The sequence below is a fragment of the Blautia coccoides genome, from assembly GCF_034355335.1.
Taxonomy (GTDB): domain Bacteria; phylum Bacillota; class Clostridia; order Lachnospirales; family Lachnospiraceae; genus Blautia; species Blautia producta.
The window spans coordinates 1,339,307-1,355,960 of record NZ_CP136422.1 but is presented as its reverse complement, the minus strand read 5'-3'; the positions used below and the strand labels follow the sequence as shown (position 1 = coordinate 1,355,960).

Annotated in this window: 18 protein-coding genes; 2 read left to right on the top strand and 16 right to left on the bottom strand. The window is 46.7% G+C overall.

From position 1 onward, the window contains the following. Nucleotides 1-53 precede the first annotated feature (53 nt). From BLCOC_RS05880 to BLCOC_RS05845, 8 genes are all read right to left on the bottom strand, one after another. Complete coding sequence (locus BLCOC_RS05880) at nucleotides 54-557, bottom strand: DUF6106 family protein (RefSeq protein WP_018596079.1); 504 nt, start codon at nucleotides 555-557, stop codon at nucleotides 54-56. 158 nt (nucleotides 558-715) lie between these two features. Further along, nucleotides 716-2,341 (bottom strand): chaperonin GroEL, encoded by a 1,626-nt coding sequence (gene groL, locus BLCOC_RS05875; RefSeq protein ID WP_018596078.1) that lies wholly within the window; start codon nucleotides 2,339-2,341, stop codon nucleotides 716-718. An 89-nt stretch (nucleotides 2,342-2,430) separates the two neighbouring features. After that, complete coding sequence (gene groES / locus BLCOC_RS05870) at nucleotides 2,431-2,715, bottom strand: co-chaperone GroES (RefSeq protein WP_018596077.1); 285 nt, start codon at nucleotides 2,713-2,715, stop codon at nucleotides 2,431-2,433. Between the two features lie 385 nt (nucleotides 2,716-3,100). Further along, nucleotides 3,101-3,892, bottom strand: a complete 792-nt coding sequence (gene codY, locus BLCOC_RS05865; protein ID WP_018596076.1) for a GTP-sensing pleiotropic transcriptional regulator CodY — start codon at nucleotides 3,890-3,892, stop codon at nucleotides 3,101-3,103. A 365-nt stretch (nucleotides 3,893-4,257) separates the two neighbouring features. After that, complete coding sequence (gene topA, locus BLCOC_RS05860; protein WP_115624696.1) at nucleotides 4,258-6,348, bottom strand: type I DNA topoisomerase; 2,091 nt, start codon at nucleotides 6,346-6,348, stop codon at nucleotides 4,258-4,260. A gap of 1 nt (nucleotide 6,349) precedes the next feature. Further along, nucleotides 6,350-7,237, bottom strand: a complete 888-nt coding sequence (gene dprA / locus BLCOC_RS05855) for a DNA-processing protein DprA (RefSeq protein ID WP_029470218.1) — start codon at nucleotides 7,235-7,237, stop codon at nucleotides 6,350-6,352. Next, a complete protein-coding gene (locus BLCOC_RS05850) occupies nucleotides 7,234-8,760 on the bottom strand; it encodes a YifB family Mg chelatase-like AAA ATPase (RefSeq protein ID WP_115624695.1) in 1,527 nt (508 codons plus the stop codon). The genes dprA and BLCOC_RS05850 overlap by 4 nt, the downstream gene beginning before the upstream one ends. 296 nt (nucleotides 8,761-9,056) lie before the next feature. After that, complete coding sequence (locus tag BLCOC_RS05845; protein WP_029470220.1) at nucleotides 9,057-9,917, bottom strand: AraC family transcriptional regulator; 861 nt, start codon at nucleotides 9,915-9,917, stop codon at nucleotides 9,057-9,059. A gap of 129 nt (nucleotides 9,918-10,046) precedes the next feature. Here BLCOC_RS05845 and BLCOC_RS05840 point away from each other — a divergent pair, with 129 nt between their 5' ends. Both BLCOC_RS05840 and sigK read left to right on the top strand, forming a co-directional pair. Further along, the gene (locus tag BLCOC_RS05840) at nucleotides 10,047-10,271 is read left to right on the top strand and encodes a helix-turn-helix domain-containing protein (RefSeq protein ID WP_018596070.1); all 225 of its coding nucleotides are present in this window, start codon (nucleotides 10,047-10,049) and stop codon (nucleotides 10,269-10,271) included. 99 nt (nucleotides 10,272-10,370) lie between these two features. Then, a complete protein-coding gene (sigK, locus tag BLCOC_RS05835) occupies nucleotides 10,371-10,997 on the top strand; it encodes an RNA polymerase sporulation sigma factor SigK (RefSeq protein ID WP_018596069.1) in 627 nt (208 codons plus the stop codon). On the opposite strand, the gene BLCOC_RS05830 is transcribed toward sigK, so the two are convergent. The 8 genes from BLCOC_RS05830 to BLCOC_RS05795 all read right to left on the bottom strand — a co-directional run bounded on the left by BLCOC_RS05830 (nucleotide 10,965) and on the right by BLCOC_RS05795 (nucleotide 16,599). Then, nucleotides 10,965-12,206 (bottom strand): peptidase U32 family protein, encoded by a 1,242-nt coding sequence (locus tag BLCOC_RS05830; protein ID WP_115624694.1) that lies wholly within the window; start codon nucleotides 12,204-12,206, stop codon nucleotides 10,965-10,967. The two genes, sigK and BLCOC_RS05830, sit on opposite strands and share 33 nt — an antisense overlap. A 22-nt stretch (nucleotides 12,207-12,228) precedes the next feature. Continuing rightward, nucleotides 12,229-12,870: an O-methyltransferase gene (locus BLCOC_RS05825; protein ID WP_029470222.1), complete on the bottom strand. Its 642-nt coding sequence runs from the start codon at nucleotides 12,868-12,870 to the stop codon at nucleotides 12,229-12,231. 14 nt (nucleotides 12,871-12,884) lie between these two features. Next, nucleotides 12,885-13,421 (bottom strand): endolytic transglycosylase MltG, encoded by a 537-nt coding sequence (locus BLCOC_RS05820; RefSeq protein ID WP_029470223.1) that lies wholly within the window; start codon nucleotides 13,419-13,421, stop codon nucleotides 12,885-12,887. A gap of 16 nt (nucleotides 13,422-13,437) precedes the next feature. Next, entirely contained in the window at nucleotides 13,438-13,776 is a 339-nt protein-coding gene (locus tag BLCOC_RS05815) for a YlbF/YmcA family competence regulator (protein ID WP_018596065.1), read from the bottom strand. Nucleotides 13,777-13,779: 3 nt separating this feature from the next. Then, nucleotides 13,780-15,447, bottom strand: a complete 1,668-nt coding sequence (locus BLCOC_RS05810) for a ribonuclease J (protein ID WP_115624693.1) — start codon at nucleotides 15,445-15,447, stop codon at nucleotides 13,780-13,782. Between the two features lie 75 nt (nucleotides 15,448-15,522). Continuing rightward, a complete protein-coding gene (locus BLCOC_RS05805; protein ID WP_026255554.1) occupies nucleotides 15,523-15,789 on the bottom strand; it encodes a DUF1292 domain-containing protein in 267 nt (88 codons plus the stop codon). A 100-nt stretch (nucleotides 15,790-15,889) separates the two neighbouring features. Further along, complete coding sequence (gene ruvX, locus BLCOC_RS05800) at nucleotides 15,890-16,324, bottom strand: Holliday junction resolvase RuvX (protein WP_026255553.1); 435 nt, start codon at nucleotides 16,322-16,324, stop codon at nucleotides 15,890-15,892. A gap of 2 nt (nucleotides 16,325-16,326) precedes the next feature. After that, nucleotides 16,327-16,599 carry an IreB family regulatory phosphoprotein gene (locus tag BLCOC_RS05795; protein ID WP_018596061.1) on the bottom strand — a complete coding sequence of 91 codons (273 nt, stop codon included), beginning with the start codon at nucleotides 16,597-16,599 and terminating at the stop codon, nucleotides 16,327-16,329. Between the last annotated feature and the right edge of the window lie 55 nt (nucleotides 16,600-16,654).

Below are 16,654 nucleotides of genomic sequence, written 5' to 3'. Positions count from 1 at the left end.
TTCTCCCTTCGTTTGTTTATAGTAAAATAATATAACAAATTACGACAAACCTGTCAATCCGTAAAAACTTTTCTCGGACAGCTTTTTTCTATATTTTTGATCAATTCCATGTCCGGCTCGATCAGCACTTTACAAACTTCTTTGTCGTCCGGGATGATCATGGCATAAATCTTATGGGATGGATTTCCGGATGAAAAATCGTAAACTTTAATATTTTTATTGTGGTTCTGGTAATCCAGACGATGTGACTGTACAGGAGCCATAAGCTCCATCTTGGAGAGATCCAGGCTCTTGACCCTCTTCCTTTTTGCTCTGGAAGCGATCCTGTCAATATCCAGCTCTCCGTTCACATAGAGATATTCAAATTCCAGATCCAGGTTCGGCAGCAGAAAATACGCAGCCGCTCCCAGAACTACAGCTACAACCAGGGCGATGGGTGTAATGAAAATACCGGCTACTGCCGCCAGTACGATCAGTGCGATGACCAATACCTTGATTGCCTTCTCTTTTATGGTCTGCTCCTTTTTTACGAGCAGTTCTGAGTACGCGTCGTTCATGTTTTCCTCCTTAAATGTCCGCTTTTGTGCAGCCCGTTCAGCAGGTCTGTGCATTTGCCGCACTGAACAGCTTGGGCTTTTGCTTATAAGTCTATCACAAAGAAATGCCGGTGTCCATATGACACCGGCATAAGAAATGTGAAATTTCTATATATATCTTACATCATTCCCATTCCAGGAGCACCGCCTGCCGGCATAGCCGGTGTTTCTTCTTTGATATTGGAAACAACAGCTTCTGTTGTCAGCAGAGTACCTGCAACACTTGTTGCGTTCTGCAGTGCGCTTCTTGTAACTTTTGTAGGATCCAGGATACCTTCTTTTACCATATCCACATATTTTTCATTTAACGCGTCAAATCCTACACCCATATCAGATTCTTTTACCTTGTTGATGATAACAGAACCTTCCAGACCTGCATTTGCTGCAATGTGGTACAGAGGAGATTCCAGAGCTTTCAGGACAACTCTGGCACCTGTCTTCTCATCTCCATCCAGTTCAGCGATCAGCTTCTCAACTTCTTTGGATGCATGGATGTAAGCAGATCCGCCGCCTGCGATGATACCTTCCTCAACTGCTGCTCTTGTAGCGTTCAGGGCATCTTCCATACGCAGTTTAGCTTCCTTCATCTCTGTCTCAGTAGCAGCACCTACGCGGATAACCGCAACACCGCCAGCCAGTTTTGCAAGTCTTTCCTGTAATTTCTCTTTGTCGAATTCGGATGTTGTCTCAGTGATCTGATGTTTGATCTGAGCGATCCTTGCATCAATATCTTCTTTGTTGCCTTCACCGTCAACGATAACTGTGCTTTCTTTCTGTACTTTTACAGATTTTGCACGTCCTAACTGATCCATGGTAACGTCTTTTAACTCAAGACCCAGCTCGTCGGAGATCACAGTACCGTTTGTCAAGATAGCGATATCCTGAAGCATTTCTTTTCTTCTGTCACCATATCCCGGAGCTTTCACTGCTGCTACGGAGAAGGTTCCTCTTAATTTATTTACGATCAGGGTTGTCAGTGCTTCGCCTTCAATATCCTCAGCAATGATCAGCAGTTTTGCTCCTGATTTTACAATCTGCTCTAAGATCGGCAGTAAATCCTGGATATTGGAGATCTTCTTGTCAGTGATCAGGATATAAGGATCATCCAGAACTGCTTCCATCTTATCCATATCTGTAGCCATGTATGCGGAAATGTATCCTCTGTCAAACTGCATACCTTCTACCAGATCCAGCTCTGTCTTCATGGTCTTGGACTCTTCAATGGTGATAACACCATCGTTGCTCACTTTATCCATAGCATCTGCTACCATTTCGCCTACTTCATCATCACCTGCGGAGATAGCTGCTACTCTTGCGATCTGATCTTTTCTTTCAATCTTTCCGCTCATTTTCTGAATGGCATCAACTGCAACCTCTGTTGCTTTCTTCATACCTTTTCTCAGGATGATCGGGTTAGCGCCTGCTGCCAGGTTCTTCATACCTTCGTTTACCATTGCCTGTGCCAGAACAGTTGCTGTTGTAGTACCGTCACCGGCTACATCGTTTGTCTTGGAAGCAACTTCTTTGATCAACTGTGCGCCCTGGTTTTCAAATCCGTCTGCCAGCTCGATTTCTTTTGCGATGGTCACACCATCGTTTGTGATGAGCGGAGCTCCGAAGGATTTATCCAGAACAACGTTTCTTCCTTTCGGTCCTAATGTTACACGAACTGTATCAGCTAACTGGTTCACACCACTTTCAAGGGCAGCTCTTGCTTCTGCGCCGTATTTGATTTCTTTTGCCATGATTTGATTCCTCCTGAAATTAAATAATGTCTATTTCTGTTTTCTGGTTTTATTCATGTTAATAGAGTTTTGTAAAATATAGATATCTGTTATTTTACTACTGCAAGGATATCGCTCTGCTTAACGATAATGTATTCATCACCATCCAGCTTCACTTCTGTACCAGCATATTTGGAGTAGATTACCTGGTCGCCTTCGGCAACTTCCATTTTAATTTCTTTGCCGTCGATCACTCCGCCCGGTCCTACTGCTACAACTTCCGCCTGCTGCGGTTTCTCCTGTGCCTGGCCCGGTAACACGATTCCGGATTTTGTGGTCTCTTCTGCAACCAACTGTTTTAATACAACTCTGTCTCCTAATGGTACTAATCTCATATCTATTGCCTCCTTTTAAAATTCTCTGCTTGTTATTAGCACTCATTTGATTCGAGTGCTAACCGTTAGTCATATATTAGTGAATCTGCCGCATTTCTGCAACTTCTTTCATCTCCGATTAGCTGAGTTAATTCTTACATTTTATATTTTTAACTCTCTTTTTCTCTTGTTTTCTCATCTTTTTAATTTTCATTGAATTTTATATTTATTTTAGAATCTTTATATTTCAGCATGAAATCCTTTTCTGAAACAGGATTCTATAGCAGAAGTTTAGCCAGAACCTGTTCTCTACATACAGTATTTCCGGTAAAAAATATAAAAACCCAAAGAAAACCGGAGGTTATTTCCTACTATATGAATAACCTCCGGTTTTCTTTCCCTGCATTTACTGTTTTTTTACCAGCTTGCGCTTCTTGATCTCTTCCAACTCATCAAATATCACTTCATTGAGTACCTTGATATATGTTCCTTTCATACCTGAGGATCTGGATTCAATGACACCTGCGCTCTCAAACTTCCTCAACGCATTGACGATCACAGAACGAGTGATTCCCACTCTGTCGGCAATCTTGCTGGCAACCAGGATTCCCTCATCCCCGTCCAATTCATCAAAAATATGGATGATCGCTTCCAATTCTGAAAAAGAAAGCGTATTGAACGCAGATTTCACAACCTGGATCTTCCGGTTCTCCTCTGCGTTTTCCTCATGTACAGAGCGCATCATCTCCAGCCCTACCACAGTTGTGCCATATTCGCTGACAATAATGTCCTCAATATCATACCCCTTCTGATCCCTGTACATAAAAAGAGTACCCAGTCTCTCACCGGCAATATCAATGGGGCTGATAATAGCCATATACTTACTGATGTTCTCGCCTTCAAATCCTAATGTCTGAAGATTCACATTCTCCTTTGTGGACAGCACGCCCAGCAGACGCTCATTGAGCAGCTTATCAATATAACCGCCCACTTCACTGTCGATCAATTCCGTGATCTCCTCCACACCCGGACAGGTGCCCACACCCAGCACCTTCCCTTTCCGGCTGATAACCAGAATGTTAGAATCCAGAGTCTCCACCATCACCTCACAAATGTCGTTGAACAGCACCTTAGAAGAGTTGTTGTTATGAAGCAGTTTGTTAATCTTTCTGGTTTTATCCAATAACTGTACGCTCATAGCGACCTCCTTTCACTCTATTCCTACAGAATATAACCCTAAATTTTTATTCTCTATATCCTTTTTTATTTTAACATACAATTATTCTGAAATCAATGTATGATTTTTTTATTTTCTGTCTATTTATCTCTTTCCCACAAACTTAACTTTCAAAACAATTGAAATTTCCCCAACTTCCCTTACTTTGCCTGTCTGTCAGATACTTTCTCTTGTTCTCCAACTCTTCTCCTTTCAGACGGCAGATGTCAGATACTACTTCATACTTCGTTCATTTAAAAAGCGGAAAGAATAAGCGATAAGATCCGCCCGGCAAAAGCAGATCTTGTCACTCATTCTTCCCACTTATTCCACAGCCTTCCGCCCATTTAGGCCTCCTGCTGTACCTCTTCCTTCTTTCGTATCATCACGAATCCGCAGTGCTCATCCGCGCAGACAAGCTTATTCCCCTTCTCCAGCATATAGCCTCCGCAATTGGGGCATTTCTCTTTGGAAGGTTTCTGCCATGACATGAACTCACATTCCGGATTATTCTCGCATCCGTAATACCGGCGCCCCTTCTTGCTTCTGCGAAGGACCACATCTTTCCCGCAGATCGGGCAGGGCACTCCGATCTTCTCAAGATAAGGCTTCGTATTCCTGCAGTCCGGAAAACCGGGACATGCCAGGAACTTTCCGTGAGGGCCATATTTGATCACCATATTACGCCCACACAGGTCACAGATCACATCCGTCACCTCATCCTCTATCTTCACTTCCTCCAGCTCCTTCTCAGCAGTCTGCACCGCCTCTTCCAGGTCCGGATAGAAATTCCGTATAACTGTCTTCCACTGCACAAGTCCGTCGCCCACACTGTCCAGCAGTTCCTCCATGGTGGCTGTAAAATAAACATCCACAATGCTCGGGAAGGACTTCTTCATAATATTGTTGACAACCTCGCCCAGCTCCGTCATATACAGATTTTTATTTTCTTTTGCCACATACCGCCTTGCAATAATTGTTGTGATCGTAGGAGCATAGGTACTGGGACGCCCGATCCCCAGTTCCTCCAATGCCTTTACAAGGGTAGCCTCTGTATAATGTGCCGGCGGCTGAGTAAAATGCTGCTGCTCGTGGAATCCCTGGAAGGAAAGCTCTGTGTTCTCATCCAGTCCCTTTGCCAGGAAAGAGTTCTCTGTCTTCTCCTCATCCTCCTGCACATAGACAGCCATAAAACCGTCAAATTTCAGCTTTGAGGCAGCCATGGTAAAATAATACTCTCCGCCCCTGATCTTCACGGATGTGGTCTCATATTTGGCATTCTGCATCCTGCTGGCAGTAAACCGTTTCCAGATAAGCAGATACAGCCTGAACTGGTCTCTGCTCAGGGACTCCTTAAGAGAAGCCGGTGTCCTTGTAATATCAGTGGGACGGATGGCCTCATGGGCATCCTGTATTTTCTTCTTCTTGTCATCCTTCTTTTCCTGGGTCAGTGTGTATTCCGGCCCGTATTGGGAAGTGATGTATTCGTGAGCGGCAGATTCAGCCTCCTCGGAAATCCTGGTGGAATCTGTACGAAGATAGGTGATAACACCAACCGTACCATTCCCCTTGATATCAATTCCCTCATAGAGCTGCTGCGCCAGGCGCATAGTCTTCTGTGTGGAAAAATTCAGTACCTTAGATGCTTCCTGCTGTAAGGTACTGGTGGTAAAAGGAAGCGGCGGCTTTTTGCTGCGCTCACTCTTCTTGATCTCAGCCACCTCATAGCTGACACCCTCCAGACCGGACAGGATCTTATCCAGTTCTTCCCTGGAACCAATGCTCATCTTTTTGTTTTTATTTCCATAGAACTTTGCTACCAGCGGTTTCTTCTCACCCTTGACGGCAAATTCCGCATCCAGGGTCCAGTATTCCTCAGGAATGAATGCATTGATCTCATCCTCACGGTCACCGATGATACGCAGGGCCACAGACTGTACACGGCCGGCACTAAGCCCTCTTTTTACCTTGGCCCAGAGCACCGGGCTGATCCGGTAGCCTACCATACGGTCCAGCATCCTTCTAGTCTGCTGTGCATCCACCAGGTTCATATCAATATCGCGAGCCTCTTTAATAGAAGCTTTTACTGCAGTCTTGGTGATCTCATTGAATGTGATCCTGCGCATCTTCTTCTCGTCCAGCTTCAGCGCCTTGGACAGATGCCAGGAAATAGCTTCCCCTTCGCGGTCGGGGTCAGTTGCCAGGTATACCTTGTCCGCCTTTTTAGCGGCCTTGCGAAGTCCTGCCAGGATATCCCCCTTTCCCCTGATAGTTATATATTTAGGTTCGTAATCATTCTCCACGTCAATTCCAAGCTGACTTTTCGGAAGATCCCGCACATGTCCGTTGGATGCCATGACCTCATAATTTGAACCGAGAAATTTCTTGATTGTCTTCACTTTCGCCGGTGATTCCACAATCACTAAATATTTCGCCATCTCAACCTCCCGTTCTGGCATAATAATTTTTGACTGGCTCTGCTACAAGCCCCTTCAATTCCAGTTTCAATAATATTTCCTGAATTTCCCCAGGATTTAGTTCTACCTGAAGGAAAATCTCTTCCAGATATTTTGGTCTCAAATCCAGACAACTATACACCATTTCTTCCCGGCTTGCAAGCCTAAAGTTTGATTTTGCTTCCAAATCTGCTTTTAATTTATCTGAAATCTGAAGTTCATCCAGAATGATGTCTACGGAATTTGCAATGCCTGCGCCTTCAAAAATCAAGTTGTTGCATCCCTCACTGAGTGCATCCCCCAGACGCCCCGGAAGCGCATAAACAGTCCTTCCCTGCTCCAGCGCAAAATTCACTGTGATCAGAGAACCGCTTTTCTTCCCCGCCTCTATGACAAGTACCAGATCGGCCAGCGCGCTGATGATCCGGTTTCTTCTGGGAAAGTGGCGGGGAAGGGCAGGTGTCTGGGGTTCATACTCCGAGAGTATCCCTCCCTGAAGCGGAATCCTTCTATATATATCTATGTTCTGCCTGGGATAACAGATATCCGGGCCGCTGCCCAAGACCGCAAAAGTCTCTCCTCCGCCGTCCAGTGCTCCCCTGTGTGCCCAGCCGTCCACGCCTCTGGCCATCCCGCTTATGATCTGGATCCCAAACCGTGAAAGCTCTTTTGCAAAATAATACGCCTGGGAACTGCCGTAGCTGCTGCACCTTCTGGCACCTACAATGGCCACACTCTTTTTCCGGCTGTCTGGCAGCTTTCCTTTTACGTACAAATATTCCGGCATATCATCAAAACACCTGAGCCTGTCCGGATATGCCCTGCTTGTCTTCGGACAGCAGAATATTTCTTCTCTCTCCATGTACTTCATACCTTCCTCTTCTCAAGTCCTCTGTAACAGACAGCTTCGCTGATCTGTGATTCCTTTATCTCCTCCTCACCATCCAGATCTGCAATGGTGCGTGCTGTCTTTAAAATCTTATGATAGGCCCTGGCACTTAAATTCATCTTTTCGTAAGCTTTTTCCAAAAGCCGCCGGCCTTCACGGCTGACACTGCAGTATTTTTCCACCTGTTTTCCGGACAGCTCTGAATTATAGCAGACTGGCAGGCCCTCATATCGGTCCTGCTGTGCCAAAAACGCCTTTTCCACCTCTTTCATCAGCTCTGCTGAACTCTGTCCCGTCCTGCCTCCGGAAATCTCCTGGTACGTCATACAAGCCGCTTCTGCGCAGATATCGATCCTGTCCAATATGGGACCGCTGATTCTTCCTGCATATCTGCTGATATCCCTGTCCGTACAGGTGCAGCGCTTCAGATCCGGATACCTGCCGCAGGGACAGTGGTTCATAGCAGCCACCAGCATACAGTGTGCAGGAAACTCATAGGAACCTATGGTTCTGGAGATCCTGACCTTATGCTCCTCCAAAGGCTGTCTCAAAATTTCTATGGAATTATGTGAAAATTCAGGAATCTCATCCAGAAAAAGAACCCCTCTGTGGGAAAGTGTGATCTCTCCCGGCCTTGGGATCCTGCCGCCTCCGGCCAGAGCTTGAGGGGTAATGGTGTGATGTGGTGCCCGAAAGGGCCTTGCAGACATGAAGGGCTGTTCCTCAGACAAAAGCCCTGCGACACTGTATATTCTGGAAACCTCCAGGCTCTCCTCTCTGGAAAGACGGGGCAGGATGGTGGGAATCCTGCGGGCGATCATAGTCTTTCCTGCCCCCTGGGGACCAGATATGAGAAAATTGTGAAACCCTGCGGCAGCGATGACTGCCGCCCGCTTTACGGTCTCCTGCCCCTGTATTTCCTCAAAATCCACATTGTAAACAGGCTCCGCCAACTTCTCCTGCTCACCGATCTTTTGGCTGCAGACGCCCCATTTTTCTTTTCCTGACGCATCTAAAAATTCTTTTAGTGACTCCACTCCCAAGACTTTTATCCTGCCTGCGATCCGTGCCTCCCTGCAGTTGCCGAGGGGCACGATGCACAGCCAGCACCCGTTCTGCGCTGCTGTCTCTGCCAGGGGAAGAATGCCCCTGACACTGTTCACCCTGCCGTCCAGTCCCAGCTCACCTGCCAGCATAACACCCCGCAGCTTCTCACTTTCTATAAATCCAAAGGCAGCCAAAAGCGCAGCCGCAATAGGAAGGTCAAACCGGTTCCCCTCCTTTCTCACATCCGCCGGTGCCAGATTCACTGTGATCCTTTTGGGCGGAAGGCTGATCTTTGCATTCCTGATGGCTGTCCTTACCCGCTCCTGGGCCTCACGCACCTGTGAAGACAGATACCCAACCATATTAAATACCGGCAGGCCGCTGCTCACGTCTGCCTCCACTCTCACAGGGACGCAGTCCACTCCGCAGATGGCTGCTGACATAACACTGCTGAACATACAGATACTCCTTTCCCCCGCAGCAGGACAGAGATACCCCTCCCAATGCGGGCATAGACCTTCTTCATTTTTTATTCAGATACTTCATTTAGGAATCAATGGTGGAATCACCGGGAAAGAAATGCGGGAACCCGCTTTCTGACTTGTTATTACTGTATCATATTTTTTTCTTCTGTGCAATGACAGACTTCATTTTTCTTTTCATATACCCTGTCCCCAAATGCATGATCTCCAGGGGGATGCTGCGCCATGCGCAGCAAAATTCCAGGTCAGACATTGCCCATATATACACTTCTCTACTTCTCTGCACATCCTTTCCTATACTCCCTGGGCCCTACTTTACATTTCTCCTTAAAAATATGTGAAAACGCCAGGGCATCCCTATAACCCACCCGGGCAGCGATCTCTCCTATGGTCTCTTCTGTATTGCGCAGAAGCTCCTTTGCCCTCTCAATCCTCACCTGGAGCAGATACTGCTGAGGCGGGCATCCCATGATACTGCGGAACTGCCTGGTGAGGCCGCTTCTGTTCATTCCGTATTCCCGGGCAATCTGTTCAATTTTCAGATTTTCCTCCATATGGGCCTTCATATACACAGCAATTTCCTGTATCTCTGCCGCCCTGCCCCTGGCATTTGTGACTGCACATTCCATCTGCCCCCGGAAGGTCTTATGATCTTCTATCAGATCGATCCATACTTTCGTCATACGGCAGTTTTGTTCCAACTGTTCCACATAGCCCGCCGTATCCGATTCCAGCATACACTTCACTGTTTTTTTCAATTTTGTCATACAATTGACATGGACATCACGAACAGAAAATTCCCGGGAAAATCCGGCCTCCTCTGCGCATTCCTGTACCTGGCTGCCACAGGAACACAGGCGGATACAATAAAAAAGACTCTGCTCAGCCCCTGCTGTTTTAACCTCGGTTTCCGGGAATACAGCCAGCGCTTTTCCCTGGCTTACCTCATATTCCTTTCCATCCACGGTTATACTTCCGCTCCCTTTGGTTATGATAAATAAAGCATATTCCCCGTCTCCTGTCCGGTACTTCGAGACTCCCCGCCCTAAACAGCTCCACTGTACAGACAGCAGATTCATGGCACTCTGCGCACAGTCATTGTTCTGCTGCCGGCTTTTGTAATTCCCTTCCATATAAACAGTCCTCTGCTTCTACCCTTTTTCCTAAGATTATAGGTCAATTTCACCCTAGAGTCAATAGGTCACAACGCCATAATTGATTAACAATGGAAAACTGTTGCAAATAAGAAAAGAGGTGTATGAATGATGTCCAGATTAAAAAAACTGAGAATAGAAAAAGGATATACGCAAATTAAAATGCAGCACCTGACCGGCATTGACCAGAGTGATTACTCTAAGATCGAGAACGGAAAACGCTACTACACCTTTGAACAATGCAAACGGATCGCACTTGCGCTGGATACCAGTATGGACTATCTGGCAGGTCTGACAGACGAGAAAAAACCTTATCCCAGAAGCTTTAACTGAGTTTTTTTGGCAGCATACCCGTCCCTAAATGAGTGGGAAAAGCACAATTTGACGGATTTACACATAGACTATAATTAAATCCCTTTGAGGTAAAGCTGCTTGAAAACATTTCTTAAGCCCTTGACTTCCGAAGAAGAAAAATATTATCTTCAAGAATACAAAAGGGGCAGCCAGGAAGCTAAAAATATTCTCATAGAGCGCAATCTGCGCCTTGTTGCACATATTGTGAAAAAATATCAAGGGGTTGAGGAAGATTTAGATGATTTGATTTCAATCGGAACCATTGGGCTTATCAAAGCCATTCATACATTCAATGGGGAGAAATCCAACCGTCTCTCCACCTATGCCGCGCGCTGTATTGACAATGAGCTGCTTATGCTGCTGCGTTCCAAGAAAAAGACCAACAAGGAAGTTTCCCTCTATGAGCCTATCGGAACAGACAAAGAAGGCAATGAGATAAATCTTCTGGATGTGATCGAAAATGAACCGGTAGACGTAGTAGACCATTATTCACTGAAGGAGGATATTAAAAAGCTTTACAGCCTCCTGGATCAGATCCTGAGCGAACGTGAACTGGAGGTACTTAAACTGAGGTACGGACTCTACGGAGAAAAGGAACTGACACAGAGGGAAATAGCAAAGCGGCTGAATATCAGCCGCTCTTATGTCTCCCGTATTGAAAAAAATGCTGTCTTAAAGCTCAGGAACTGCTTCCTTCCGTCTTAGAATGTCATACAGTTCAAGCCCTTCCCCCAAATCCACATACAGTATCTGCTGGGGATGCGGGGCGCTCTCACAGGAATTCCCTTCCTCATCATATATGGCTTTCACAGTGACCGGGCGGTTCTCTCCGTCCGGTTTCATAGCCTCTAAGGTCTCTCCCACAAGGAATTTGTTTCTCTGGGTGATGCGGTACAGCCCTTCCGGTGTCTTATCCTCCAGATATCCCAGATACGTATAATCCTTGGCATAGGTATTGCTGTCATAGATCTGTGCCGTCTCATCCGGTTTGTCATAGAAAAACCCCGTGGTGAACTGTCTGTAGGTACATCCCATGATCTGCTCCCGGTACCAGGGCATATTCTTCTGATAAAGCTCAGGACTGTCAAGATAGTCATCTATGGCTTTCCGATACGTTCTGGCCACCGTTGCCACATACAGGGCAGTCTTCATCCGCCCTTCTATTTTCAGGCTGTCAATACCCGCAGTGAGGATATCATCCATATGCTCGATCATGCACAGATCCTTGGAATTGAAGATATACGTTCCTCTCTCATTCTCATAGACAGGCATATATTCTCCCGGCCTGGTCTCCTCCACAATGGAGTATTTCCAACGGCAAGGATGGGTACATGCCCCCTGGTTCGCGTCTCTTCCTGTGAAGAAATTACTCAGCAGGCATCTTCCCGAATAGGATATGCACATGGCTCCATGGATAAAGGTCTCAATCTCCATATCTCTCGGAATATTGGCCCGGATCTCCCGGATCTCCTCCAGGGAAAGCTCCCTGGCACACACCACACGCTTGGCTCCCAGTTCATGCCAGAACCGGTAAGTGCCGTAATTGGTGTTGTTGGCCTGGGTGCTGATATGCCGCTCGATCTCCGGGCATACTTCCTTTGCAATCATAAAAACACCGGGATCTGATATGATCAGCGCATCCGGCTTTATCTTTTTTAACTCTTCAAAATATTCCCGTACGCCCTCCAAATCCCTGTTGTGGGCCAGAATATTGGCTGTCACATATACCTTCACCCCATATCTGTGGGCAAAGGAAATGCCTTCAGCCATATCCTCCATGGAAAAATTCCGGGCTTTTGCCCTCAGCCCAAACACCTCTCCGCCGATATATACAGCATCCGCACCGTATATAACAGCGATCTTCAGGACCTCCAGGCTGCTGGCGGGAATCAGTAATTCTGGTTTTTTTCTCATTTGGCCTGTTCCTCAATGCTTTCTATTTCTTTATACTCAGAGTCACTCCATCTCCCAGAGGCAGAATGGAGGTTTCCAGTTCTTCATGGTTCTTCAACACATAGAGATACTCCCGCATCCGCTTGTAAATCGTGCGGTTCCTGCGCTCCACAGCAAAATGGGATTCTACCAGATCCCCGTCCTGCAGCACATTATCAGACACCAGCACCGCGCCCGGTGCAAGCAGTCTCAATATCTCCGGAAGAAAATGGATATACTGCGCCTTGGCAGCATCCATAAAAATAAAATCATAGGGACCATCCAGCGTTTTCAAAACCTGGGCAGCATCACCGCAAAGCAGTGTGATCTGCTCTTCCTTCCCTGCTTTTCTGAAATTCTCCCGCGCAATGGGTATCCGCTTCTCATAGTTCTCTATGGTGGTGATCCTGCTGTTTTCAGGCGCATATTCACTCATGAGAAGTGTAGAGAACCCAACAGCAGTCCCCACCTCTAAAATGAGGCGGGGACGTTTTATCTGAAGCAATACTTTCAGGAAACTCTGCATCTCCCTGCGAATCACAGGCACCCTGTCCTCCCTGGCTTTTTTCTCCAGTTCGTTGAGAAAGGGGGTATTGCCCCTGTCCAGGGAATTGATGTAGGTCACCATTCTCTCGTCAACTATCACATTTATTTCCTCTGTTACTCCTGTTCACCTGTGTCAGATTCACCGGATTCGTCGGATTCACCGCCTTCACCGGCATCCTCACCGCCCGTATCCGTGTCACCGCCGTCTGTCTCTGAGGTATCCTGCACAGCCGAATTGCCGTCCGTGCCGTCCCCCTGCGTAGGCTGGCCGTCCACATTCTCCCGAGCCAGAATTGCCATCATCTCTTCTGCTGTCATATTTGTATTCAGGATATAGGTGCCTGCCTGCAGTTTGTCCTTGTAATTGGACAGCTTCTCCTGTACCACAAAAACTTTTGCATCCTCGATCAGTCCCTTTTTCTTCAGGATCTTTCCTATCTGATAGACAGAGGAGCCATCCTTGATCACAACTGTGATATCTGTACCCTCGCCTTCAGCCATGGGGACTTCATTAAAAATCGCATATCCGAAATCATAGGCAGACTTGCCCACAAAAATGACAGCAAATATAATACAGGCATAGACTGCCAGTCTGAAAAAACCACTTGCCATTATAGATGCCGCACCCTGTTTTCTGATTCCTTTTGCCATGTTGTTCTCCTTATTTTTAAAGATCCGGAATATCCAACTGTATTCCCTGATGGATGGACGCGTCAATACTCTGAAGCTGTCTGCACAGCGTAAGCTCCGCCTCTAAAAAACGGTTCACCTCCGGTATCCTGCACAATTCATCCATCTTGCTGTCTACATCATCAATCGCGTCATAGAGATTGATCTCATCACCTTCTGCCTGAATCTGATAATTCAGCTTGCGCAGTTCATCTACCTGTTCCTTCAACCCCGGAATTGCTTTGATCTCCTCCAGAGCCGTGCAATACTGCTTGTAGACAACGCCGTTCTTGATCGCATGCACCAGCTTGTCCACGCAGACGTCGATTATACTCATTTCCTAAGCCTCCATGATGATCGGCAGAATCATGGGATTTCTCTTGGTCCTCTTCCATAAAAATTCACCCAGGGAGTCCTTGATAACATTCTTGATCTTGCCCCAGTCCGTAATATGCTTGTCCAGACACACATCTATGGCATCCTCCACCACAATTCTGGCCTCATCCATCAAATCTTCCGATTCTCTCACATATACAAAACCACGCGATACAATATCCGGTCCTGCCAGGAGACGGCTGGAACGCTTCTCCAGTGTCAGCACCACGATCATGATGCCGTCCTCTGCCAGATGCTGACGGTCGCGAAGCACAATATTTCCCACATCGCCCACGCCGAGTCCGTCCACCAGGATTGCTCCTGTCCGCACTTTTCCTGTAACCTTTGCCGGTTCCTCCTCATTCAGTTCCAGCACATCGCCGGACTGCAGGATAAACACATTTTCTTTGGGGATTCCCAAATCCAAGGCAAGTCCTGCCTGGGCCTTCAGATGACGGTATTCGCCGTGCACCGGAATGGCATATTGGGGTTTTACCAGGGAATAGATCAGCTTGATCTCTTCCTGGCAGGCATGTCCGGATACGTGGGCATCCTGGAAGATAACGTCCGCACCTTTCATGCTCAGTTCATTGATAACCTTGGATACTGCCTTTTCATTGCCCGGAATGGGATTGGAACTGAAAATAATAGTATCGTTTGGTTTGATGGTCACTTTTTTGTGAATGCTGGCTGCCATTCTGGAGAGGGCAGCCATGGACTCTCCCTGGCTGCCCGTGGTGATCAGCGTAACCTTCTCATCCGGGTAATTCCGAAGCTGGTCGATCTCAATGAGCGTCTTGTCCGGAATCTTCAAATACCCCAGCTCTGAGGCCGTGCCGATAACATTTACCATGCTCCGGCCCTCCACAGCCACCTTCCTGCCGTATTTATAGGCAGAATTGATGATCTGCTGCACCCTGTCCACATTGGAGGCAAAGGTCGCTATGATGATCCTGGTATTCTTGTGTTCCGCAAATATATTGTCAAAGGTCTTACCCACGGTGCGCTCAGACATGGTAAATCCCTTACGCTCCGCATTGGTACTGTCGCACATGAGTGCCAGTACGCCTTTCTTTCCGATCTCCGCAAACCGCTGCAGGTCAATGGCATCTCCAAATACAGGTGTATAGTCCACCTTAAAGTCGCCTGTGTGCACCACGATCCCTGCCGGTGAGTAGATGGCCAGGGCGGATGCATCCTGGATACTGTGATTTGTCTTGATAAATTCTATACGAAAGCAGCCCAGGTTAATGGACTGTCCATGTTTGATCACTTTTCTCTTAGTGCTTCTGAGCAGATTGTGCTCTTTAAATTTATTTTCAATTAATCCGATCGTAAGCTTTGTTGCATAGATGGGTATATTGATCTCCTTCATTACATAAGGAAGTGCACCGATATGGTCCTCGTGGCCATGGGTGATAACGAATCCTTTGACTTTGTCAATATTGTCCTTCAGATATGTGATGTCCGGTATCACAAGGTCAATTCCCAGCATATCGTCCTCGGGAAATGACAGACCGCAGTCCACAACGACAATACTGTCCTCATATTCAAAGGCAGTAATATTCATTCCTATCTGTTCCAACCCGCCCAAAGGAATGATCTTCAATTTTGAGTTGTTATTTTTTTTCAAGTTAATTCCTCCAATTTTCCGTTCAAATGTAACTGTTCAGCGCCGCAAACGCACTGACTCACGGAACTGCTCCGCTCAATTTTCAAATTCAACGTCCTCTAACATGGCCTCAAAGACTTTGTAAACCGCATCGTATTCTGTGTCATCTTCCACAAACACGTAGCAGCCTTCTTCCTCGCCATCCTCTGAAATGTCCTTTAATATATATGCTGCCGCCCCTTCATCGTCCGAATCCTCAGGGTCTATGACCAGCAGATATACGCTTCCGTTCACTCTTGTCTGTTCCAGAATTCCCAACTCTAATTCTGTTCCGTCTTCTCCATCAAAAATAATTGTCTCCATACATTCTTCCTTTCTGTCGTTCTTTTTACGTGCATAAACGCCCAAACCCGGAAACGAGCCTTCTTCCCCTCAATAGTCCAAATACGGTATCAAGCTGAAATCAAACTGTACCCGGGTTTGCTTTTGCATCCAGATAGCCCTGCAAAATAAACACTGCAGCTATCATATCCACGTATTTACTTCTGTTCTCTCTGCGCACACCGCTTTCCATGAGTGTGCGGTTGGCCTCAACAGTAGTCAGCCTTTCATCCCACATGATCACGGGCAGGCCGCATCTTCTCTCCAGCATTTCCTTCAGCTCCAGAGACTTCTGCGCCCGATCTCCTATGGTATTATTCATGTTCTTGGGAAAGCCAAGAACAATCTCTTCCACCTGATATTCGCTGATAAGCTCCTCAATCCGGCGAAGGGATTTTCTAAGTTTATTTTCATCTTCCCGACGGATAATTTCGATTCCCTGGGCAGTAAGACCCAGAGGGTCGCTGATCGCCACCCCTATTGTCTTAGAGCCATAGTCAAGTCCCATGATCCTCATCATCAGTCACGCTTCCAGGATTCGTTCTTAATATACTCCTTCAGAAGCTCCTCCACTAACTCATCACGCTCTACTTTCATGATGGTGCTTCTGGCACCCTTGTAGCTGGTGATATAAGTCGGATCGCCGGACATGATGTAACCAACAATTTGGTTTACCGGATTATATCCTTTCTCCGCCATGGCATTGTACACCAGGTCCAGAACTTCTTTTACCCGGACTTCCGGTTCTGTCTTAACTTTGAAATATTGAGTATTTCCTAAATTATTCTCCATAATCTCTCACGCCCTTATCTAAACTTGTAACTATTCGGGTTACCGTCCACTCCAC